This window comes from Kitasatospora sp. NPDC008050, from assembly GCF_042957465.1.
Classification (GTDB): domain Bacteria; phylum Actinomycetota; class Actinomycetes; order Streptomycetales; family Streptomycetaceae; genus Kitasatospora.
On sequence record NZ_JBIBIJ010000007.1, the window covers coordinates 119,116 to 143,037 of the forward strand.

2 protein-coding genes (1 of these 2 only partly in view) are annotated in these 23,922 nt (G+C 73.3%); both read right to left on the reverse strand.

The window, feature by feature from the left end; translation table 11 throughout:
* Positions 1–75: 75 nt before the first annotated feature.
* A complete protein-coding gene (locus ACFZB9_RS16265) occupies positions 76–15,993 on the reverse strand; it encodes a type I polyketide synthase (RefSeq protein ID WP_391447584.1) in 15,918 nt (5,305 codons plus the stop codon).
* Positions 15,986–23,922, reverse strand: the 3' portion of a protein-coding gene (locus tag ACFZB9_RS16270) for an SDR family NAD(P)-dependent oxidoreductase (protein WP_391447586.1). The gene runs 5,737 nt beyond the window's last position; the window shows 7,937 of its 13,674 coding nt (coding positions 5,738–13,674); the start codon falls outside the window, past its right edge; the stop codon is at positions 15,986–15,988. Before ACFZB9_RS16270 ends, ACFZB9_RS16265 begins: the two co-directional genes overlap by 8 nt.

A 23,922-nucleotide genomic window follows, 5' to 3' on the forward strand; every position in this document is an offset into this window, starting at 1 on the left:
CGGGAGGGAGCGGGGCGGGGGAGCGCGAAAGGACGCGGGCGCCTGGGGCGTCCGCGTCCTTTCGCGCTGTGTGGGTCAGCTGGCGGTGTCGGTCCTGCCGCCGCTCTGGGCGAGCGCCATCCGGATCAGTTCGTCGGTGTCGGCTTCCTTGATCGAGTCGGACTGGTCGGCTGCCGGGGCCTGCCCGGGGCGGCGCAGGTCGGGTGCCTGCCCCAGGCGCAGCAGGGTGTCGAGCAGGCCGGCCTCGCGCAGGGCGGCCAGCGGGACGGCGGCCAGCGTGCGCCGGAGCGCGGCCTCGTCGGTCGGGTCCTCGCCGTGGCCCGGTGATCCGCTCGCGGCGTCGGCCAGGCCCAGCTGGGCGTGCAGTTGGCGGGCCATCGCGCTCGGGGTCGGGTAGTCGAAGACGAAGGTGGTCGGCAGGCGCAGGCCGGTGAGGGTGCCGAGGGTGTTGCGCAGCTCCACCGCCGTCAACGAGTCGAAGCCCAGCTCCATCAGACCCCGGTCCGGGCCGACCGCGCGCGGGGTGTCATGGCCCAGGATCCCGGCGATCCGGGTCCGGACCGTGCTCAGCAGGAGATCGAGCTGCTCGCCCGAGGCCAGCCGCGCCAACTGCTCCCGCAGGGCGGGCTGCCCGCTCCGGTCCCCGCCGCCGGTCCGGGACGGGGTGGCCCGGACCAGGGCACGGAACAGCGGCGGCACGGCAGCGGCGGAGCCGGCGGAGCGGAGCGCCGCGGTGTCGAGCCTGATCGGCGCCAGCACCGCGCGGTCGGTGGCGAGCGCGGTGTCGAAGAGGGCGCTGTCGAAGAGCGCAGCGTCGAAGAGGGCGAGCGCGCTCTCGGGGGCCAGCGGAGCGATGCCCGAGCGGCGCAGCCGGGCCCGGTCCTGGGCGTCCAGGCTCCCCGCCATGCCCGCCGCCATGCCCGCTGCCATGCTCTCCTGCCCCCACAGGCCCCAGGCGAGGGAGTGGGCGGGCAGCCCCTGGGCGCGGCGGTGGGCGGCGAGGGCGTCGAGGTAGCTGTTGGCGGCGGCGTAGTTGGCCTGTCCGGGGCTGCCGGTCAGGCCGGCGATCGAGGAGTAGAGGACGAAGGCTTGCAGGTCGAGGTGGTGGGTGGCCTGGTGGAGGTGCCAGGCGGCGTCGATCTTGGGGCGTAGGACGGTGTGGAGTTGGTCGGGGGTGAGGGCGGGGAGGGTGGCGTCGTCGAGGACGCCGGCGGTGTGGATGACGGCGGTGAGGGGGTGCTGGGCGGGGACGGTGGCGAGGAGGGCGAGCAGGGCCTCGGGGTCGGCGGTGTCGCAGGCGGTGATGGTGGCCTCGGCACCCAGGGCGGCGAGTTCGGTGCGGAGTTCGGCGGCGCCGGGCGCATCGGGTCCGCGTCGGCTGGTGAGCAGGAGGTGGCGGATGTGGTGGGTGGTGGCGAGGTGGCGGGCGAGGAGGGTGCCGAGGGTGCCGGTGCCGCCGGTGATCAGGACGGTGCCCTCGGGGTCGAGCCGGGTGGGCTCGGTCGTGGTCGTGGTCGTGGCCATGGGCGTGGTCGTGGTCTGTGTCTTGGTCAGGCGCGGGACGAGCAGCCGGCCCTCGCGGAGCGCGAACTGGGCCTCGGGCCCGGCCAGCGCGGCGGGCAGCGCCTGCCAGGAGGCGGCGGTGCCGTCATGGTCGACCAGCACGAACCGGTCCGGCTGCTCCGACTGGGCGGACCGGAGCAGGCCCCAGACCGGGGCACTCGCCAACTCCGGTACCTGGTCGCCCTCGTGAGCCGCGAGCGCTCCCTGGGTCAGGACCACCAGCCGGTGGCCGGCGAACCGCTCCTCGGCGAGGAAGTCCTGCACCAGGGCGAGGAGGCGGCCGGTCGCCTGGTGGGCGGCGGTCGGCTGATCGGCGGCGGTGGCGCGGGCGGGGAGCGCGACGAGGAGGTCTGCTGGAGTGTCGCTGTCGGTGGCGGCGTCCTCCTTGGCGAACACCGCCAGGTCCGGGTGGACGGTGACTGCGAGGGCCGACAGCGCGTCAGGTGCGGTGCCCAGGGCCACGAGACGGCGAGCGGTGCGGCGGGTGGCGGTGGTGGCCTCGGGCAGCGGCAGCCAGCTGAGCCGGTAGAGCGGGTCGGCGAGCCCGGCCCGGCGGAAGGCCGCCGGATCGACGGGGCGTACCGTCAGCGACTCGACGTCGGCCACCAGGGCGCCGGTCACCGGGTCGCTGAGGGTGAGCGCGACCGTGTCCGGGCCGATCGGCGCCATCCGAACCCGCAGTGCGGTGGCTCCGCTGCGACGCAACCGGATGCCGTTCCAGGCGAACGGCAGGCGCAGGGTGGGGGCGGCCGGCTCCGCCGCTTCGGTGGCCGAGCCGTTCAGGAGGGCGATCGGGTGCAGCGCGGCGTCGAGCAGTGCGGGATGCAGGCCGAAGGACGCGGTGTCGTGCTCCTCGGGCAGCCCGATCTCGGCGTAGAGATCGTCACCGTGGCGCCAGGCCGCTCGCAGACCCTGGAAGACCGGGCCGTAGGCGATCCCGGCGTCCGCCACCCGGGCGTACAGGGTGTCGATCGCCACCGGAACGGCGCCCGCCGGGGGCCAACTGGCCGGCTGCGTGGGATCGGTGACCGAGCCCGCGCTGTCCAGCCGCCCGGTGGCGTTGCCCACCCAGTCGTGCTGCGCCGACTGCCCGGTCGATTGTCCGGTCGATTGTCCGGGCGACTGCGGCCGGGAGTGGATGCGGAACGAGCGCCCGCCGGACTCCTCGGCCGCACCGACGAGGATCCGCAGCTCGATGTTGCCGTGGTCCGGCAGGGCCAGCGGATGCTCCAGCACGAGGTCGTCGACCTCGTCGCAGCCGAACCGGTCGGCCAGCTGGAGCGCCAGCTCCGCGAAGGCCGCACCCGGCAGGACCGGGGTGCCCAGCACGGTGTGCTCGGCGAGCCACGGGTGGCGCTGGAGCGAGAGCAGGCCAGTGAAGAGCTGGCCCCCGTCCGGGAGCTCGACCGCCATGTCGAGCAGCGGGTGATCGCCGGTGGCGAGTCCGGCGGCGCCGAGGTCGGCGGTGCGGGTCGGGTGGAGCCAGTAACTCTCGTGCTGGAAGGGGTAGGTGGGGAGGTCGATTTGGTGGCCGGTGGTGGGCCAGGTGACGGGGTGGCCGTGGGTGTGGAGGTGGGCGAGGGCGGTGGTGAGGGTGTGGGGTTCGGGGTGGTTGTTGCGGAGGGTGGGGATGGCGAGTGGGGTGTCGGTGAGGGTGGTGAGGACGGGGTCGGGGCCGAGTTCGAGGGTGGTGGTGACGCCGTGCTGGTGGAGGGTGGTGATGGTGTCGGTGAAGCGGACGGTTTGGCGGATGTGGTCGGTCCAGTAGCCGGGGGTGGTGAGCGGTTCAGCTGTGCTGAGGTGGGTGATGATGGGGATCTTCGGTTCGTGGTAGGTGAGTTGGGCGGCCTCGGTGTGGAACTCGTCGAGGATGGGGTCCATGTGGGGGGAGTGGAAGGCGTGGCTGACGTGGAGGTGCTTGGTTTTGCGGCCGAGGGTCTTGAAGTGGTCGGCGATCTGCTGGGCTTGGGTGGGGTCGCCGGAGATGACGGTGGAGTCGGGGGAGTTGAGGGCGGCGATGGAGACCTGTGGGGTGAGGTGTTCGCGTAGTTCGTCTTCGGTGGCTTGGATGGCGATCATGGCGCCGCCGGCGGGGGCGGATTGCATGAGGCGGGCGCGTGCGGCGACCAGGCGGGCGGCGTCGGTCAGTGAGAGGATGCCGGCGACGTGGGCGGCGGTGAGTTCGCCGATGGAGTGGCCGGCGAGGTAGTCGGGTGTGACGCCGCGGCTCTCCAGCAGCCGGTACAACGCGGTTTCGAGGGCGAAGAGCGCGGGCTGGGTGTACTGGGTCTGGTGCAGCAGTTCCTCGTTGCCGAAGGCGATCTCGCGTAGTGGCTGTTCCAGGTGGGGGTCGAGTGCGGCGCAGGCTTCGTCGAAGGCGGCGGTGAAGACCGGTTCGGTGTGGTGGAGTTCGCGTCCCATGCCGAGGCGTTGGGCGCCTTGTCCGGTGAAGAGGAAGGCGAGTTTGCCGTTGCGTGCGGTGCCTTGGACAAGGTTTCGGGAGGTCCGCTGTTCGGTCAGGGCGTCGAGTCCGGTGAGCAGGTCTTCGCGGGTGTCACCCAGGACGACCGCGCGGTGCTGGAACTGGGCCCGCCCGGTAGCGAGGGTGAGCGCAACGTCGGCCAGGCCGACTTCCTGGTCGTCCGCGATCAGCGAGCGCAGCCGCGCCGCCTGCTCGCGCAGCGCGGGCTCGGTCTTGGCGGAGAGCAGCAGCGGCGCGACGGTGTCGTCACCAGGTGTCGCCTCGGTGGTGGGCGCGGCTTCGAGGATCACGTGCGCGTTGGTGCCGCTGATGCCGAAGGAGGAGACGGCTGCCCGGCGGGGATGATCGGTTTCCGGCCAGGGACGGGCCTCGGTGAGCAGTTCGACGGCGCCGCTGGTCCAGTCGACGTGCGGGGTCGGCTCGTCCACGTGCAGCGTCTTCGGCAGCAGGCCGTGCCGCATCGCCTGGACCATCTTGATCACGCCACCCACCCCGGCGGCGGCCTGCGCGTGCCCGATGTTGGACTTCAGCGAGCCGAGCAGCAGCGGGTGCGCATCGCCGGCGCGCTGTCCGTAGGTGGCGATCAGGGCCTCGGCCTCGATCGGGTCGCCGAGCGTGGTGCCGGTGCCGTGCGCCTCCACCGCGTCGACCTGGTCGGCCGTCAGCCGGGCGCCGGCCAGTGCTGCGCGGATCACCCGTTCCTGTGAGGGGCCGTTGGGCGCCGTCAACTGGCTGCTCTTGCCGTCCTGGTTGACCGCCGAGCCGCGGATCACGGCCACCACCGGGTGACCGTTGGCCCGGGCGTCGGCCAGCCGCTCCAGCAGGAGCATGCCCGCGCCCTCCGCCCAGGCGACCCCGTCGGCCGCACCGGCGAAGGATTTGCAGCGGCCGTCGGGTGACAGTCCGCGCTGGCGGCTGAACTCCAGGAAGGTGGTGGGGGTGGCCATCACCGTGACGCCACCGGCCAGCGCCAGCCCGCACTCGCCGTTGCGCAGTGCCTGGGCGGCCAGGTGCAGGGCGACGAGCGAGGAGGAGCAGGCGGTGTCGACCGAGACCGCGGGGCCTTCGAGCCCGAAGGTGTAGGAGATCCGGCCCGAGGCCACGCTGCCCGCGCTGCCGGTGCTGAGGTAGCCCTCGAAGCCGTCGGGGGTCTGGTTGGCCAGGCGGGTGCCGTAGTCGTAGTACATGACGCCGGTGAAGACGCCGGTCCGACTGCCGCGCAGGGCCTCGGGGTTGAGGCCGGCCCGCTCGATCGCCTCCCAGCTGGTCTCCAGCAGCAGTCGCTGCTGCGGGTCGACGGCGAGGGCCTCGCGGGGGCTGATGCCGAAGAACTCGGCGTCGAACCAGTCGGCGTCGTGCAGGAATCCGCCGTGCCGGGTATAGGTGCGGCCCGTCGCGTCGGGGTTCGGGTCGTACAACTCCCCGATGTCCCAACCGCGTCCGTCCGGGAACTCGCTGATCGCGTCGACGCCGTCGGCGACCAGTCGCCAGAGCTGCTCGGGGGTGGTCACGCCGCCGGGGTACCGGCAGCCCATGCCGACGATGGCGATCAGGTCGTCGTCCTCGGTGCCGGTCGACGTGGACGGCCTGGGCGGCACGGATGCTGCGAGGGGTGCGAGGTCCGCGCCCAGCAGTTCGGTGCGCAGGTGCGCGGCCAGGGCGGCGGGCGTGGGGTGGTTGAAGATCAGCGTGGCGGGCAGCCGCAGGCCGGTCGCCTTGGCGAGGGAGTTGCGCAGCTCGACGGCGGTCAGCGAGTCCAGCCCGAGCTCCAGGAAGCCGCGCTGCGGCGGGATCGTGTCGGGCGAGGAGAGGCGCAGGACGGCGCCGAGCTGACCGCGGACCAGGTCGAGCAGCAGCCGCGCCTGCTCCTCCCCGGCCAGCCCGGCCAGTCGGGTGCGCAGCCCCTGCTGGTCCGCCGGTCCGGCCTGCGAGCTGCGGCGCAGCACGGTGCCGACCAGCCCGCGCAGCAGCGGCGGGAGGTTGCCGGCGGCGGCCCGTTCGCGCAGCCTGGCGAGGTCGAACCTGGTCGGCACCACGACGGCCGGCTCCGAGGCGAGCGCGGCGTCGAAGAGCTCCAGCGCCTCGCCGGTGGCCAGCGGCAGCAGGCCACGCTGCGCCATCCGGGTCCGGGACGCGTGGTCGACGGTGCTGGTCAGCGCGCTGCTCTCGGCCCACAGGCCCCAGGCGAGGGAGTGGGCGGGCAGGCCTTGGGTGTGGCGGTGGGTGGCGAGGGCGTCGAGGTAGGTGTTGGCGGCGGCGTAGTTGGCCTGTCCGGGGCTGCCGATGAGGCCGGCGATGGAGGAGTAGAGGACGAAGGCTTGGAGGTTGAGGTGGTGGGTGGCTTGGTGGAGGTGCCAGGCGGCGTCGATTTTGGGGCGTAGGACGGTGTGGAGTTGTTCGGGGGTGAGCGAGGCGATCGTGGCGTCGTCGAGGACGCCGGCGGTGTGGATGACGGCGGTGAGGGGGTGTTCGGTGGGGATGTCGGCGATCAGGGTGTTGACTGCTGCGGCGTCGGCGGTGTCGCAGGCGGTGAGTACCACCTGGGCGCCCAGTCCGGCCAGCTCGTCGGTGAGTTGGGTGGCTCCTGGGGTGTTCGGGCCGCGTCGGCTGACCAGGTGGAGGTGGCGGATGCCGTGCTCGGTGATCAGGTGGCGGGCGAGGAGGGTGCCGAGGGTGCCGGTGCCGCCGGTGATCAGGACGGTGCCGTTGGGGTCGAGCCGTGCGGGCGCGGCCGGTTCGGTTGTGACCAGCCTCGGAGTGGTCAAGCGGCCATCGGTGAGGGCGAGTTCGGGTTCATCGAGGGCGATGGCGAGGGCGTGGGGGAGGGCGGTGGAGGAGGCGTCGGTGCCGTCGGTGGTGATCAGGGTGATGCGGTCGGGGTTCTCGGCTTGGGCGGAGCGGGTGAGGCCGTGGAGGGTGGCGGTGGCGAGGCCGTCGTCGCTGCGGCCGGCGACGAGGATCCGAGCGTCGGCGAACTCTTGGCTGGCGAGGGCGTGTTGGAGGGTGATGAGGGTGTGGGCGGCGAGGGCGTGGGCGTGGGTGATCTCGTCGTCGTCGGTGGGGACGGTCAGGTCGGCGTGGTGGCGCACGTCGAGTCCGGCGCTGCGCAGGGCCTCGGCGACCTGGGCATCACCGAGCACCACCCAGGAGCCGCTGGTGACCGCACGGTCCGGCAACTGCTGCGCAGCCATGGTGATCTGGTAGAGCGGCGGCTTCGGGGCGGTTCGCACGGAAGCGAGCTGCTCGGGGGTGATCGGCCGGCCGGCCAGCGACTCCACGGTGGCCACCGGCAGGCCTTCGAAGTCGGTGAGGGTCAGCGTCGCGGTAGCGCCGTCGGGGCTGGTCGGCGCCAGCCGCACCCGCAACGCCCGGGCGCCGACGGCGTGCAGGGTGACGCCGCTCCAGGAGAACGGCAGCCGGATGCCCTCGGCGAGGTCGAGCAGCGAGGGGTGCAGGGCGGCGTCGAGCAGGGCGGGGTGGAGGCCGTAGCCGTCGGTGGGGGTCTCGTCGGGCAGCAGGATCTCGGCGTAGAGGGCCTCGCTGGTGCGCCAGGCGGCATGCAGGCCCTGGAAGGCCGGACCGTAGGCGTATCCCTGGGTGGTGAGTTGGTGGTAGAAGGCGTCAACTGGCAGCGCGGTTGCGCCGGTGGGCGGCCAGGTGCCGTCGAGCGCGGCGGGCTGCTGGTCGCTGTCGGCGAGGGTGCCGGTGGCGTGCAGGGTCCAGGGCTGCTGGTCGGCGGTGTCGGCCGGGCGGGAGTGGATGGTGAGCGGCGCGGCGCCGCTCTCGTCCTGCGGACCGACGGCCAGCTGGAGCTCGATCGCCGTCTCCTCGGGCACCACCAGCGGGTGCTGGAGGGTGAGTTCGGCGAGTTGCGGGTGGCCGGTGTGGTGCGCGGCGTGCAGGGCGAGCTCCACGAACGCGGCGCCGGGCAGCAGGACGGTGTCCAGGATGGCGTGGTCGGTCAGCCACGGCTGCTGCTGGAGCGAGACGCGTCCGGTGAGGAGGTGGGTGCCGTCGGGGAGGGTGGTGGTGGCGGTGAGGATGGGGTGGTCGAGGGGGTGCAGGCCGGTGCTGGTGAGGTCGGTGGCGGTGGTCGGCTTCAGCCAGAAGGACCGGTGTTGGAAGGCGTAGGTGGGGAGTTCGACGGGCTTGGTGGTGGCGGGGAGGAGGGTGGTCCAGGTGATGGGGGTGCCGGTGGTGTGGGCTTGGGCGGCGGAGGTGAGGAGGCGGGTGAGGTTGCCGTGGTCGCGGCGCAGGGTGCCGATGGCGTGGCCGGTGCCGTCGAGGGTGTCTTCGATGGGGGTGGTGAGGACGGGGTGGGGGCTGGTTTCGATGAAGGTGGTGTGGCCGGTGGTGGCGAGGGTGCGGATGGTTTCTTCGAAGCGGACGGTGGTGCGCAGGTTGGTGTACCAGTAGTCGGCGGTGAGGGTGGTGGTGTCGATGGTCTCGGTGGTGACGGTGGAGGCGAAGGGGATGGTCGACGGTTGGGGTTGGATGTCGGCGAGGTCGGCGAGGAGTTGTGCGCGGATGGGTTCGACCTGGGCGGAGTGGGAGGCGTAGTCGACGGGGATGGTGCGGGCGCGGATGCCTTGCTTCTTGCAGTGGTCGACCACGGCGTGCACGGCGGTGACGGTGCCGGCGATGACGGTGCTGGTGGGGCCGTTGATGGCGGCGATGCTGACGTTGCCGTCGTGTTCGGTGAGGAGGGGTTCGACCTGGGTGGCGGGGAGCGGGATGCTGGCCATGGTGCCGGTGCCGGCGAGGTCGGTGGCGATGGCTTTGCTGCGTAGGGTGACGATGCGGGCGGCGTCGTCGAGGGTGAGGGCTCCGGCGATGTGGGCGGCGGCGATTTCGCCTTGGGAGTGGCCGATGACGGCGTCGGGGTGGATGCCGAGGGATTGCCAGGTGCGGGCCAGTGAGACCATGATCGCGAAGAGGGCGGGTTGCACGACGTCGACGCGTTCCAGCGAGGGGGCGTCCGGTTTCTGGTGGAGCAGGTCGAGCAGTGACCAGTCGGTGTGGTGGGCCAGGGCCTCGGCGCAGGCGTCGATGTGCTGGCGGAAGACCGGTGATTCGTCGAGGAGTTGGCGGGCCATGCCGTCCCACTGCGACCCCTGGCCGGGGAAGACGAAGACCGTGCGCCCACCCGGCTCGGCGCTGCCGGTGACGACGTTGGCCGCCGCCTCGTCCTGGGCCAGCGCGGTCAGCCCGGCGAGCAGTTCCGCGCGGTCCTGCCCCACGACGACCGCCCGGTGTTCGAACTGCCCTCGCGTGGTGGCCAGTGCGACCGCAACGTCGGCCGGTCCGACTTCCTGATCCTGGGCGATCAGCTCGTGCAGCCGGGCGGCCTGCTCGCGCAGCGCGGGCTCGGTCTTCGCCGAGAGCAGCAGCGGCACGGCGGCCGGGGCCGGCTCGTCCGCCGTGGCCTCGGGTTCGGGCGCGGCCTCCAGGATGATGTGGGCGTTCGTCCCGCTGATGCCGAAGGAAGAGACGGCCGACCGGCGGGGGTGGTCGGTCTCGGGCCAGGGGCGGGCCTCGGTGAGCAGTTCGACGGCGCCGCTGGTCCAGTCGACGTGCGGGGTCGGCTCGTCCACGTGCAGCGTCCTGGGCAGCAGGCCGTGGCGCATCGCCTGCACCATCTTGATCACGCCGCCGATCCCGGCGGCGGCCTGGGCGTGGCCGATGTTGGACTTCAACGACCCGAGCAGCAGCGGCTGTTCGACGCTTCGCTGCTGTCCGTAGGTGGCCAGCAGGGCCTGGGCCTCGATCGGGTCGCCGAGCGTGGTGCCGGTGCCGTGCGCCTCCACGGCGTCGACCTGGTCCGGCGCCAGCCGGGCGTCGGCCAGGGCGGCGCGGATCACCCGCTGCTGCGAGGGGCCGTTGGGTGCGGTCAGGCCGTTGCTGGCGCCGTCCTGGTTCACCGCCGAGCCGCGGATCACGGCCAGCACCTGGTGACCGTTGGCCCGGGCGTCGGCCAGACGCTCCAGCAGCACCATCCCGGCGCCCTCGCCCCAGGCGACGCCGTCGGCCGCGCCGGCGAAGGGCTTGCACCGGCTGTCGGGGGCGAGGCCCCGCTGGCGGCTGAACTCCTGGTACATGCCCGGCGTGGCCATCACCGTGACGCCGCCGGCCAGCGCCATCGTGCATTCGCCGGTGCGCAGCGCCTGAACGGCCAGGTGCATGGCCACCAGCGAGGAGGAGCAGGCGGTGTCGACGGTGAGGGCGGGGCCCTCCAGGCCGAAGGTGTAGGAGATCCGGCCCGAGGCCACGCTGGCCGCCAGGCCGGTGACGAGGTAGCCCTCGGCGCCCTCGGTGCCCAGGTAGGTCAGCGAGGCGTACTCCTGCGCGATCGCGCCGGTGAAGACGCCGGTCCTGCTGCCGTGCATCGCCTTCGGGTCGATGCCGGCCCGCTCGATCGCCTCCCAGCTGGTCTCCAGCAGCAGGCGCTGCTGGGGGTCCAGGGCGAGCGCCTCGCGCGGGCTGATGCCGAAGAACTCGGCGTCGAACCGGTCGGCGTCGTAGAGGAATCCGCCCTGGCGGGCGTAGGTCTTGCCGATCGCCTCCGGATCCGGGTCGTACAACTCCTCGGTGTGCCAGCCGCGGCCCGCCGGGAACTCGCCGATCGCGTCCACGCCGTCGGCGACCAGCTGCCACAGGCCGTCGGGGGTGGTCACGCCGCCGGGGAACCGGCAGCCCATCCCGACGATGGCGATCAGGTCGTCCTGGTCGGTGGCTGCGGCGCTCGTCGCCACTGCGGTGGGCGCGGCGAACTCTTCAGCTGTGTCGAGCAGTTCGTCCAGCAGGAAGCGGGCGACGGCGGCAGGCGTCGGGTAGTCGAAGACCAGCGTGGCGGGCAGCCGGCGGCCGGTGCTGTTGGCCAGGGTGTTGCGCAGCTCGACGGCGGTCAGCGAGTCGAAGCCCAGCTCCTTGAACGGGCTGACCGGGTCGATGGCGGCCGGAGAGCTGTGGCCGAGTGCGGTGGCGACGAGGCCGCGCACCAGTTCGAGGACCAGCTGCTCCTGCTCGGCCCGGGTACGCCCCCGCAACTGCTCCAGGACGGGCGAGCCGTCCGCCGCGCCACCGCTGGCGACGCGGCGCGCCCCGCCGCGGACGATGCCCCGGTAGAGCGCCGGGACGGGGCCGGCCGCCCGCAGCCGGGCGCTGTCGAAGAGCGCGGCCACGGTGACCGGGTGGTCCGTGCCCAGGGCCGCGTCGAACATCGCCAGCGCGCGCTCGACCGGAACCGGCAGCAGGCCCGAGCGGCGCAACCGCGCGTGGTCCTGGTCGGTCAGCGTCGCGGTCATGCCGCCCGCCTCCTGCTGCCAGGGGCCCCAGGCGAGGGAGTGGGCGGGCAGGCCTTGGGTGTGGCGGTGGGTGGCGAGGGCGTCGAGGTAGGTGTTGGCGGCGGCGTAGTTGGCCTGTCCGGGGCTGCCGATGAGGCCGGCGATGGAGGAGTAGAGGACGAAGGCTTGGAGGTCGAGGTGGTGGGTGGCTTGGTGGAGGTGCCAGGCGGCGTCGATCTTGGGGCGTAGGACGGTGTGGAGTTGGTCGGAGGTGAGCGAGGCGATCGTGGCGTCGTCGAGGACGCCGGCGGTGTGGATGACGGCGGTGAGGGGGTGTTCGGTGGGGATGTCGGCGATCAGGGTGTTGACTGCTGCGGCGTCGGCGGTGTCGCAGGCGGTGAGTACCACCTGGGCGCCCAGTCCGGCCAGCTCGTCGGTGAGTTGGGTGGCTCCTGGGGTGTTCGGGCCGCGTCGGCTGACCAGGTGGAGGTGGCGGATGCCGTGCTCGGTGATCAGGTGGCGGGCGAGGAGGGTGCCGAGGGTGCCGGTGCCGCCGGTGATCAGGACGGTGCCGTTGGGGTCGAGTCGTGCGGGCTCGGCCGGGTCGGTTGTGACCAGCCTCGGAGCGGTCAAGCGGCCATCGGTGAGGGCGAGTTCGGGTTCGTCGGTGGCGAGGGCGAGGGTGAGGGCGTGGGGGAGGGCGGTGGAGGAGGCGTCGGTGCCGTCGGTGGTGATCAGGGTGATGCGGTCGGGGTTCTCGGCTTGGGCGGAGCGGGTGAGGCCGTGGAGGGTGGCGGTGGCGAGGCCGTCGTCGGTGCGGCCGGCGACGAGGATCCGAGCGTCGGCGAACTCTTCGCTGGCGAGGGTGTGTTGGAGGGTGGTGAGGGTGTGGGCGGCGAGGGCATGGGCGTGGGTCATCTCGTCGTCGGTGGTGGGGACGGTCAGGTCGGCGTGGTGGCGCACGTCGAGTCCGGCGCTGCGCAGGGCCTCGGCGACCTGGGCGTCACCGAGCACCACCCAGGAGCCGCCGACCGGCGCACCCTCCGGCACCTGCTGCTCAAGCCAGTCGATCCGGTGCAGCCCGGCGTCCGGCCCGGTGGCGCGGGCCTCCTCCAGCTTGGACGGGTCGACCTCACGCATGGTCAGGGCGCCGATGGTCATCACCGGCGCGCCGGTCGGGTCGGCCACCGCCATGGTCACGGTGCCGGGCGTCGGCTCGCTGACCCGGATCCGCAGCCGGGTCGCGCCGGTCGCGTGCAGGGTGACCCCGCTCCACGAGAACGGCAGCCGGACGTGCCCGGTCTGCTCGACGACCGGGGTACCGTCCGGGCCGAGCCGGGGCACCAGCGCGCCGGGGTGCAGCGCGGCGTCGAGCAACGCCGGGTGGATGCCGTAGCCGCCGGGGTCGGTGCCCTCCGGCAGGGCGATCTCGGCATAGACCGCGTCGGTGCCGCGCCAGGCCGCGCGCAGGCCCTGGAAGAGCGGACCGTAGTGATAGCCACGCTCGATGAAGTGCTCGTAGAAGTCCCCGAGTTCGACCGGGCTGGTGTCGGCGGGCGGCCAGGCGGTCAGCGCGCTGCCCTCGCCCGCCGTCCGGTTACCGAGCACACCGGTGGCGTGGCAGGTCCAGGCGGTCTCGGTGCCGGCGGTCTCGGACCGGGTGTAGACGGCGAAGGCCGCGCGTCCGCCGTCGTCGGCCGGCTCGACGATCAACCGCAGCTGGAGAGCGCCGTGTTCGGGGATGGCGAGGAAGGTGTGGTGGGTCAGCTCGTCGATCCGGTCGCAGCCGATCTGGTCGGCGGCGTGCAGCAGCAGGTCGATGAAGGCGGTGCCGGGCAGCACGGGGGCGCCGTAGATCTCGTGCTCGGCGGTCCAGGCCGGGTGCTCCGCCGAGATCCGGCCGGTGAACAGATGCCCCCTGCCGTCGGGCAGTTCGGTCACGGTGGCGAGCAGCGGGTGCTCGCTCGCGGTGAGCCCGGCGGCGCTGAGGTCGGCCCCCGCGCTGGAGGGGGCGAGCCAGTAGCGCTCGCGTTGGAAGGGGTAGGTGGGGAGGTCGACGGTCCGGCCGGTGGTGGGCCAGGTGACGGGGTGGCCGTGGGTGTGGAGGTGGGCGAGGGCTGCGTTGAACGTGTCTGCTTCCGGGCGGCCGTTGCGCAGGGTGGGGATGGCGAGGGGGGTGTCGGTGAGGGCGGTGAGGACGGGGTCGGGGCCGAGTTCGAGGGTGGTGGTGACGCCGTGCTGGTGGAGGGTGCGGACGGCATCGGTGAAGCGGACGGCTTGGCGGATGTGGTCGGTCCAGTAGCCGGGGGTGGTGAGGGGGTGGGTGGTGGTGAGGTGGGTGATGATGGGGATCTTCGGCTCGTGGTAGGTGAGTTGGGCGGCCTCGGCGTGGAATTCGTCGAGGATGGGGTCCATGTGGGGGGAGTGGAAGGCGTGGCTGACCTGGAGGTATTTGGTCTTGCGGCCGAGGGTCTTGAAGTGGTCGGCGATGTGCCCTGCTTCGGCAGGGTCGCCGGAGATGACGGTGGAGTCGGGGGAGTTGAGGGCGGCGATGGAGACCTGTGAGGTGAGGTGTTCGCGCAGTTCGTCTTCGGTGGCTTGGATGGCGATCATGGCGCCGCCGGTGGGGGCGGATTGCATGAGGCGGGCGCGTGCGGCGACCAGGCGTGCGGCGTCGGTCAGGGAGAGGACGCCGGCGACGTGGGCGGCGGTGAGTTCGCCGATCGAATGCCCGGCGAGGTAGTCGGGTGTGACGCCGCGGCTCTCCAGCAGCCGGTACAACGCGGTCTCCAGGGCGAAGAGGGCGGGCTGGGTGTACTGGGTCTGGTGCAGCAGCTTCTCGTTGTCGAAGACGATCTCGCGTAGTGGCTGTTCCAGGTGCGGGTCGAGTGCGGCGCAGGCTTCGTCGAAGGCGGCGGCGAAGACCGGTTCGGTGTCGTGGAGTTCGCGCCCCATGCCGAGCCGCTGGGCACCCTGTCCGGTGAAGAGGAAGGCGAGTTTGCCGTTGCGTGCGGTGCCTTGGACGGCGTTCCTGCTCGCTGTCCCCTTGGCCAGGGCGTCGAGTCCGGCGAGCAGCTCCTCGCGGGTGTCACCCAGGACGACCGCGCGGCGCTGGAACTGAGCCCGCCCGGTGGCGAGGGTGACCGCAACGTCGGCCAGGCCGACTTCCTGGTCGTCCGCGATCAGCGAGCGCAGCCGCGCTGCCTGCTCACGCAGCGCGGGCTCGGTCTTCGCGGAGAGCAGCAGCGGCGCGACGGTGTCGTCACAGGGCGCGGCTTCGGTGGCGGGTGCGGCTTCCAGGATCAGGTGGGCGTTGGTGCCGCTGATGCCGAAGGAGGAGACGGCCGACCGGCGGGGGTGGTCGGTCTCGGGCCAGGGGCGGGCCTCGGTGAGCAGCTCCACCGCGCCCGCCGACCAGTCGACGTGCGGAGTCGGCTCGTCCACGTGCAGCGTCCTGGGCAGCAGGCCGTGGCGCATCGCCTGCACCATCTTGATCACGCCGCCGATCCCGGCGGCGGCCTGGGTGTGGCCGATGTTGGACTTCAACGAGCCGAGCAGCAGGGGGAGTTCGCTCGTGTGGGACCGACCGTAGGTGGCCAGCAGGGCCTGCGCCTCGATCGGGTCGCCGAGCCGGGTGCCGGTGCCGTGCGCCTCCACCGCGTCGACCTGATCGGCCGACAGCCGGGCGTTGGCCAGCGCGGCGCGGATCACCCGCTGCTGGGCCGGGCCGTTGGGTGCGGTCAGCTGGCTGCTCTTGCCGTCCTGGTTGATCGCCGAGCCGCGGATCACGGCCACCACCGGGTGACCGTTGGCCTGCGCGTCGGCCAGGCGCTCCAGCAGCACCATCCCGGCGCCCTCGCCCCAGATGACGCCGTCGGCCGCGGCGGCGAAGGACTTGCACCGGCTGTCGGGCGACAGCCCGCGCTGGCGGCTGAACTCCAGGAACATGCCGGGTGTGGCCATCAGCGCCGCGCCGCCCGCCAGCGCCATCGAGCACTCGCCGCCGCGCAGCGCCTGGGCGGCCAGGTGCAGGGCGACCAGTGAGGAGGAGCAGGCGGTGTCGACCGTGACGGCCGGACCCTCGAAGCCGAGGGTGTAGGAGATCCGCCCGGACGCCACGCTGAGCGTGTTGCCGGTCAGCAGGTAGCCCTCGATCTCCTCGGGCCCCTGGTGGTTGAGCGAGGCGTACTCGTGGTTGGAGACGCCGGTGAAGACGCCCGCTGCCGCGCCCCGCAGCGAGGCCGGGTCGATCCCGGCCCGCTCCAGCGCCTCCCAGCTGGTCTCCAGCAGCAGCCGCTGCTGGGGGTCCAGCGCGAGGGCCTCGCGGGGGCTGATGCCGAAGAACTCGGCGTCGAACCGGTCGGCGTCGTAGAGGAACCCGCCCTGGCGGGCGTAGGTGCGGCCGGCGGCGGCCGGGTCCGGGTCGAAGAGGTCCGCCAGCTCCCAGCCGCGGTTCTGCGGGAACTCGCCGATCGCGTCGGTGCCTTCGGCGACCAGCTGCCAGAGCTGCTCGGGGCTGGTCACGCCGCCGGGGAACCGGCAGCCCATGCCGATGATGGCGATCGGCTCATGGGCCGCCGACTCGGCCTGCCGCAGCCGTGCGCGGGTTTGCTGAAGCTCGGTGGTGACCCGCTTCAGATAGTCGCGGAGCTTGTCCTCACTCACCGTCTGCCCCCAGTCCAAGCTCGTTGTCGATGAAGTCGAAGATCTCGTCGTCCGTGGCGGCGTCGATCCGCACGGTGGCCGCTGCCGCCGCGGAGTCCGCGGCCAGCTGCAGCTCGGTCAGGTGGTTCAGCACGCTCTGCAGCCGCAGCGCCAGGCCGTCCCGGGTGTCGGAGCCGAGGCCGGCGAGACCGGCCTCCAGCCGGTCCAGCTCCGCCGTGAACGTCGCCGGGTCGGCGGTGGAGTACCCGGCGGCGTTCTGCCCGGCGGCCCCGGCTTCCGCCGCCGGGGCGAACTCGGTGCGCAGGAAGGCGGCGAGTTCGGCCGGGGTCGGGTAGTCGAAGAGCGTGGTGGCCGGCAGCCGCAGCCCGGTGTCCCGGTTCAGCGTGTTGCGGAACTCCACCGCGGTCAGCGAGTCGAGCCCGATCTCCAGGAACCCGCTCCGGCCGTCGAGGGCCGCCGCCGAGCTGTGGCCGAGCACGGCGGCCAGCTGGTTCAGGATGTGCTCCTGGAGCACCTTGACCTGCTCCGCCTCGCCGCGACCGGCCAGTCGCTGCTGGAAGGCCGAGGCGTCCACCACGTCACGGGCCTTGCGGCGCCCGGTGGTGGGGACCAGGCCGCGGAGCATCGGCGGCACCGGCTCGCCGTCCTGGCCGAGGCCACCGACGTCGAGCCTGGCGGGCACCAGCAGCGCGCGGTCCTGGGTCAGCGCGAGGTCGAACAGCTCCAGCGCCTGCGCGGTCGGCACCGGCACGATGCCACCGCGGCCGAGCCGTGCTCGGCCCGCCTCGTCGAGCGCGCCCGCCATCCCGCTGTCCTGCTCCCACAGGCCCCAGGCCAGCGAGAGACCGGCCAGGCCGTGGGCCCGGCGGTGAGCGGCGAGGGCGTCCAGGAAGGTGTTGGCGGCGGCGTAGTTGGCCTGGCCCGCGTTGCCGATCAGGCCCGCGACCGAGGAGAAGAGCACGAAGGCGGCGAGATCCAGGTGCTTGGTCGCCTCGTGCAGCTGCCAGGCGGCGTCCACCTTGGGCCGCAGCACCGCGCCGAGCCGCTGCGCGGTCAGCGAGGGGATGGTGGAGTCGTCCAGCACGCCCGCGGCGTGCACCACCGCGGTCAGTGGGCGGGTGGCCGGGATGCCGGCGAGCAGTGCGGCCACTGCCGTGCTGTCGGCCGTGTCGCAGGCGCTGAGCACCACCTGGGCGCCCAATCCGGCCAGCTCGTCGGCGAGTTCGGCCGCGCCGGGGGCAGCTGGGCCGCGTCGGCTGACCAGGTGCAGGTGGCGCACGCCGTGCTCGGTCACCAGGTGGCGGGCGAGCAGGGTGCCGAGGGAGCCGGTGCCGCCGGTGAGCAGCACCGTCCCCGCCGGGTCCAGCGGCCTTGCCGACTCGCCGGCCACGGTCGCCCGGGCCAGCCGGGGGACCAGCAACTCGCCTGCCCGGAGCGCGAACTGCGGTGCCTCCGCGGCCAGGGCGGCGGGCAGCGCGCGCCAGGACAGGTCGCTCTCGTCGTGGTCGAGCAGGACGATCCGGCCCGGGTTCTCCGACTGCGCGGTGCGCACCAGGCCCCAGACGGCGGCGGCCGCCAGATCCGGCACGTCCTCCCCGTCCCGGACGGCGATCGCCCCACGGGTCAGCACGGTCAGCGCGGTGGCGGCGAACCGCTCATCGGCGAGGAACTCCTGAATGTCCGTCAGCAGAGCGGTGGCCGTGGCGTGGGCGCCGGGAGCGCCGGCCGGCTCGGCCGCGATCGGCAGCAGCAGGCCGGCCAGACCCGCGGGCAGCGGCTGCGGGAGGGCGGACAGGCCGTCGTGGCACTCGGCGGCGATGCCGAGCCGGCCCAGCGTGCCGGCCAGCGCCTTGTCGCCGAGGACGGCGAAGGACAGGCCCGCCGACCGGCTCGACCCGGCGGAGATCTTGTCCCACCGCACCCGGTAGAGCGAGTCCGGCTGCTTGCTGCGCGCCGCCGCCAGCTGCTCGGCGCCGACCGGGCGCATCGCCAGCGCCTCGATCGACATCACCGGCGCGCCCGAGCGGTCGGCGATGGCCAGCGAGACGATGTCCGGTTCGGGCCGGGAGAGCCGTACCCGCACGTGGCGGGCGCCGGTCGCGTGCAGGGTCACCCCGCTCCAGGAGAACGGCAGGCGCACCCCGTCCGCCGCGTTGTACCAGAGCATCAGCGGGTGCAGCGCCGAGTCCAGCAGCGCCGGGTGCAGGCCGTAGGTCTCGGCGTCGCCGTCCTCGGGCAGCTCGATCTCGGCGTATACGTCCGGGCCGAGGCGCCAACCCGCCTTGAAGCCCTGGAACATCGGGCCGTACTCGTAGCCGCGGTTGATGAAGGTCCGGTAGAACGCGTCGATGTCCACCGGGGTGGCGCCGGCCGGTGGCCAGGCGGCCAACTCGAAGGCGGGCGAACCCTCTTCGGCGGCCAGGAAGCCGCTGGCGTGCCGGGTCCACTCCTCCTCGGGCGCGCCGTCGGCGGGCCGCGAGTACATGGTGAACGGACGGCGGTCGGTCTCGTCGGCGGTGCCGATGGTGATCTGCAGGTCCCGCCCGCCCTGCGGGGGCACGGCGAGGAAGGCGTGGTGGACCAGCTCGTCGATCCGGCCGCACCCGGCCTGCGCGCCCGCGTAGAGCAGGAGGTCCAGGAAGGCCACACCCGGCAGCACCACGGTGCCGAAGACCACGTGGTCGTGGAGCCAGGGGTGGGTGTTGAGTGCGACCCGCCCGGTGAAGAGCCGGGTGCCGTCGGGCAGCACCACGCTGGCGCCGAGCAGCGGGTGGTCGGCGCTGCCCAGGCCGAGCGTGGCGGCACTCGCCCCCGGCTTGGCCGGGCTCAGCCAGTAGCGCTCGCGTTGGAAGGGATAGGTGGGGAGGTCGATCTGGTGGCCGGTGGTGGGCCAGGTGACGGGGTGGCCGTGGGTGTGGAGGTGGGCGAGGGCTGCGTTGAACGTGTCTGCTTCGGGGCGGTCGGCGCGCAGGGTGGGGATGGCGAGGGGGGTGTCGGTGAGGGTGGTGAGGACGGGGTCGGGGCCGAGTTCGAGGGTGGTGGTGACGCCGTGCTCGTGGAGGGTGCGGACGGCATCGGTGAAGCGGACGGCTTGGCGGATGTGGTCGGTCCAGTAGCCGGGGGTGGTGAGGGGGTGGGTGGTGGCGAGCTCGGAGACGATGGGGATCTTCGGTTCGTGGTAGGTGAGTTGGGCGGCCTCGGTGTGGAATTCGTCGAGGATGGGGTCCATGTGGGGGGAGTGGAAGGCGTGGCTGACGTGGAGGTGCTTGGTCTTGCGGCCGAGGGTCTTGAAGTGGTCGGCGATGTGCCCTGCTTCGGCAGGGTCGCCGGAGATGACGGTGGAGTCGGGGGAGTTGAGGGCGGCGATGGAGACCTGTGAGGTGAGGTGTTCGCGCAGTTCGTCTTCGGTGGCTTGGATGGCGATCATGGCGCCGCCGGTGGGGGCGGATTGCATGAGGCGGGCGCGTGCGGCGACCAGGCGTGCGGCGTCCGGTAGGGAGAGGATGCCGGCGACGTGGGCGGCGGTGAGTTCGCCGATCGAATGCCCGGCGAGGTAGTCGGGTGTGACGCCGCGGCTCTCCAGCAGCCGGCACAACGCGGTTTCGAGGGCGAAGAGGGCGGGCTGGGTGTAGCGGGTCTGGTGCAGCAGTTCCTCGTTGCCGAAGACGATCTCGCGTAGTGGCTGTTCCAGGTGGGGGTCGAGTGCGGCGCAGGCTTCGTCGAAGGCGGCGGCGAAGACCGGTTCGGTGTGGTGGAGTTCGCGTCCCATGCCGAGGCGTTGGGCGCCTTGTCCGGTGAAGAGGAAGGCGAGTTTGCCGCCGCGCACCGCCCCGTGGACGGTGTGCTTGCTGGGCGTCCCGGCGGCCACGGCGGCCAGACCGGCCAGCAACTCCTCGCGGGTGTCGCCCAGCACCACAGCCCGGTGCTGGAACCGTGCCCGCCCGGTGGCGAGAGTGACCGCAACGTCGGCCAGGCCGACTTCCTGGTCGTCCGCGATCAGCTCGCGCAGCCGGGCGGCCTGGTCGCGCAGCGCGGGCTCGGTCTTGGCGGAGAGCAGCAGCGGCGCGACGGTGTCGTCACCAGGTGCCGCCTCGGCGGCGGGTGCGGCTTCGAGGATCAGGTGGGCGTTGGTGCCGCTGATGCCGAAGGAGGAGACCGCGGCCCGGCGTGGGTGCCCGGTTTCCGGCCAGGGCCGGGACTCGGTGAGCAGCTCGACGGCACCACTCGTCCAGTCGACGTGCGGGGTCGGCTCGTCCACGTGCAGCGTCTTCGGCAGCACACCGTGCCGGATCGCCTGCACCATCTTGATCACGCCGCCGATCCCGGCGGCGGCCTGGGCATGCCCGATGTTCGACTTGAACGAGCCGAGCAGCAGTGGCAGTTCGGCCGGGCGGTCCTGTCCGTAGGTGGCGATCAGGGCCTGTGCCTCGATCGGGTCGCCGAGCGTGGTGCCGGTGCCGTGTGCCTCCACGGCGTCGACCTGGTCGGGCGTCAGCCGGGCGTTGGCCAGGGCGGTGCGGATCACCCGCTGCTGGGAGGGCCCGTTGGGGGCGGTGAGGCCGTTGCTGGCGCCGTCCTGGTTGACCGCCGAGCCGCGGATCACGGCCACCACCGGGTGCCCGTTGGCCTTGGCGTCGGAGAGCCGCTCCAGTAGCAGCATGCCCGCGCCCTCGGCCCAGATCGTGCCGTCGGCGGCGTTGGCGAAGGACTTGGCCCGGCCGTCGGGGGCGAGGCCCCGCTGGCGGCTGAACTCCAGGAACATGCCCGCGTTGGCCATCACGGTCGCGCCGCCGGCCAGCGCCATCGTGCACTCGCCGTTGCGCAGCGCCTGGGCGGCCAGGTGCAGGGCGACGAGCGAGGAGGAGCAGGCGGTGTCCACGGTGATCGCCGGGCCCTCGAAGCCGAAGGCGTAGGAGACCCGGCCCGAGGCCACGCTGGCGGTGGTGCCGGTGAGCAGGTAGCCCTCGACGCCCTCGGTGCCCTGGCGCACCAGCGGCGCGTACTCCTGGGTGACGACGCCCGCGAAGACGCCGATCTGGTTGCCGCGCAGCGTGGCCGGCACGATCCCGGCCCGCTCGATCGCCTCCCAGCTGGTCTCCAGCAGCAGCCGCTGCTGCGGGTCGAGTGCGAGGGCCTCGCGCGGGGTGATGCCGAAGAAGTCGGCGTCGAACCGGTCCGCGTCGTAGAGGAAGCCGCCGTGGCGGGTGTAGCTCTTGCCGAGCGCCGCCGGGTCCGGGTCGTAGAGGCCCTCGACGTCCCAGCCGCGGTTCTGCGGGAACTCGCCGATCGCGTCGGTGCCGGTGGCCACCAGCTGCCACAGGCCCTCGGGGTTGTCGGCGCCGCCGGGGAACCGGCAGCCCATCCCGACGATCGCGATGGGGTCGTCGTTCCCGGCCTTGCGGGCCACCGGCCTGACCGGTCCGCGCTGCGGCGCCGAGCTGAGCAGCTCGCCGTGCAGGTAGCGGGCGATCGCGGCGGGAGTCGGGTAGTCGAAGGTGAGGGTGGCGGGCAGGCGCATCCCCACCGCCTTGCTGAGGGTGTTGCGCAGCTCCACCGCGGTCAGCGAGTTGAAGCCCAGCTCCTTGAACGAGCTCTCCGGGTCGAGCGCCGAGGACGGGTCGTGGCCGAGCACGGTGGCGATGTGGCCGTGCAGGAAGTCCAGCAGGAACGGGACCTGCTCGGCCTCGCCGCGGGCGGCCAGCTCCTGGGCCGGCCCGTGCTCGCCGACAGCCGGGCCGGCCTCGGCGGCGCGGCGCGGGCGCGGTCGGTGGAGCCCGGCGAAGATCGGTGCGATGGTGCCCGCGTCCGCCTGGGCGCGCAGACCGGCCGCGTTGAGCTGGGCCGGCACCAGGACGGGGCGCTGGTGCCCGAGGGCGGCGTCGAACAGGGCCAGGCCCTGGGCGTCCGGCATCGGGGTGACGCCGGTGCGGGCCATCCGGACCTGGTCCTGCTCGCTGAGCGTGCCGCTCATGCTCGCCGCGTCCGCCCACAGGCCCCAGGCCAGCGAGGTCGCGGGCAGGCCGTGGGCCCGGCGGTGGGCGGCAAGGGCGTCCAGATAGCCGTTGGCGGCCGCGTAGTTGGCCTGCCCCGGCGCGCCGAGGGTGCCGACGATCGAGGAGTAGAGGACGAAGGCCGCCAGCTCCTGGCCCTCGGTGAGCGTGTGCAGGTTCCAGGCGGCGTCGGCCTTGGGGGTGAGGACGGCGTCGAGCCGCTCGGTCGTGAGGGAGGAGATCGTGCCGTCGTCGAGCACCCCGGCGCAGTGCACCACGGCGGTCAGCGGGCGGGTGGCCGGGATGGCGGCGAGCAGCTCGGCCAGCGCCGGTCGGTCGGTGGCGTCGCAGCCGGCGATCACTGCCTCGGCTCCCAACTCGGCCAGTGCGGTGACCAGTTCGGCGGCTCCCGGGGCGGCCGGGCCGCGCCGGCTGGTGAGCAGCAGGTGGCGGATGCCGTGGTCGGTCACCAGGTGGCGGGCGAGCATCGCGCCCAGCGCGCCGGTGCCGCCGGTGATCAGCACGGTGCCTTCGGTGTCCAGCGGTGCACGGTCTGCCGCGGCGGCGGCCCGGGCGAGCCGGGGTGCCGTCACCTTGCCGTTGCGCAGGGCGAGTTGCGGCTCGCCGAGGGCAACGGCGACGGGCAGGGCGGCCAGTGAGGCGCCGGCCTCGTCCAGGTCGACCAGGACGAACCGGTCGGGCTGCTCGGACTGCGCGGAGCGGACCAGGCCCCAGACGGCGGCGGCGCCGGGGTCGCGCACCTCCTCGTCGTCCGCGACGGCCTGCGCCGCGCGGGTCAGCACCGCTACCCGGGCAGTGAACTCCTCGGCTACGAGCAGCTGTTGGAGAGTCTCCAGCACCTGGGCGGTCAGCTGGTGGGCCCGCTCGGGGGCGGCCGCCGGGGTGCCCAGGGCCGGCAGGACGGCCAGCTCCGGGGCGGGTTCGCCGGCCGCCAGTGCGGTGCGCAACGCGGCCACATCCGGGTAGTCCGTGGCGGTCACGCCGGCCCGGCGCAGCGCGGCGGTCAGCTCGGCGTCGCCGAGCACCGCCCACACCGGCGCGGCCTGGGCGACCTGGGCGGCACCGGCGGGGACGGGCAGCGCGGTCCAGTCGATCTGGTAGAGCTCCTGGGCGGCGGCGCTCCGGCCGCTCGTCAGCTGGTCGGTGGCCACCGCCCGCATGGCCAGCGAGCTGATCGTGATGGCGGGTGCGCCGGTGTGGTCCACGATCGCCAGCGACACGGTGTCGGGGGTGGGCCGGGAGAGCCGCACCCGCAGCCGGGTGGCGCCCACCGAGTGAATGGCCACACCGCTCCAGGAGAACGGCACCCGGATGCTGTCCTCGGCCGCGGTGGCGCCGAGCACCAGGGCGGCCGGCTGCAGGGCGGAGTCCAGCAGGCCGGGGTGGATGCCGTAGGCACCGGGGTCCGCGTCGGCGGGGAACGCCACCTCGCCGTACGTGGTGTCGCCGTCCTGCCAGGCGGCCCGCAGCGAACGGAAGAGCGGGCCGTAGCCGAAGCCGGCGTCGATGATCCGCCGGTAGAACTCGGTCATGTCCAGCGCGGTCGCCCCGGCGGGCGGCCAGTCGCCCTCCTCGAAGGGCTCGTGGGCACCGGCCGGTTCGCCGACAGCGAGGGAGCCGGTGGCGTGCAGCGTCCAGTCGGTGCCCGCGGGCGCCTGCTCCGCGCGGGAGTAGAGCGCGAAGGTCCTGCTCCCGGCGCTGTCCTGGGCCTCCACGGCCAGCCGCACCTGGAGCGCGCCCTGTTCGGGGATGGCCAGGAAGGTGCGGTGGGTCAGCTCCTCGATCTGGTCGCAGCCCACGATCCGGGCCACGTGCAGCAGCAGGTCCACGAAGGAGACACCCGGCAGGATGTACGCCCCGTAGATCTCGTGCTCCGGTGCCCACTCCGGGTTCTCGGCGGAGAGCCGGCCGGTGAACA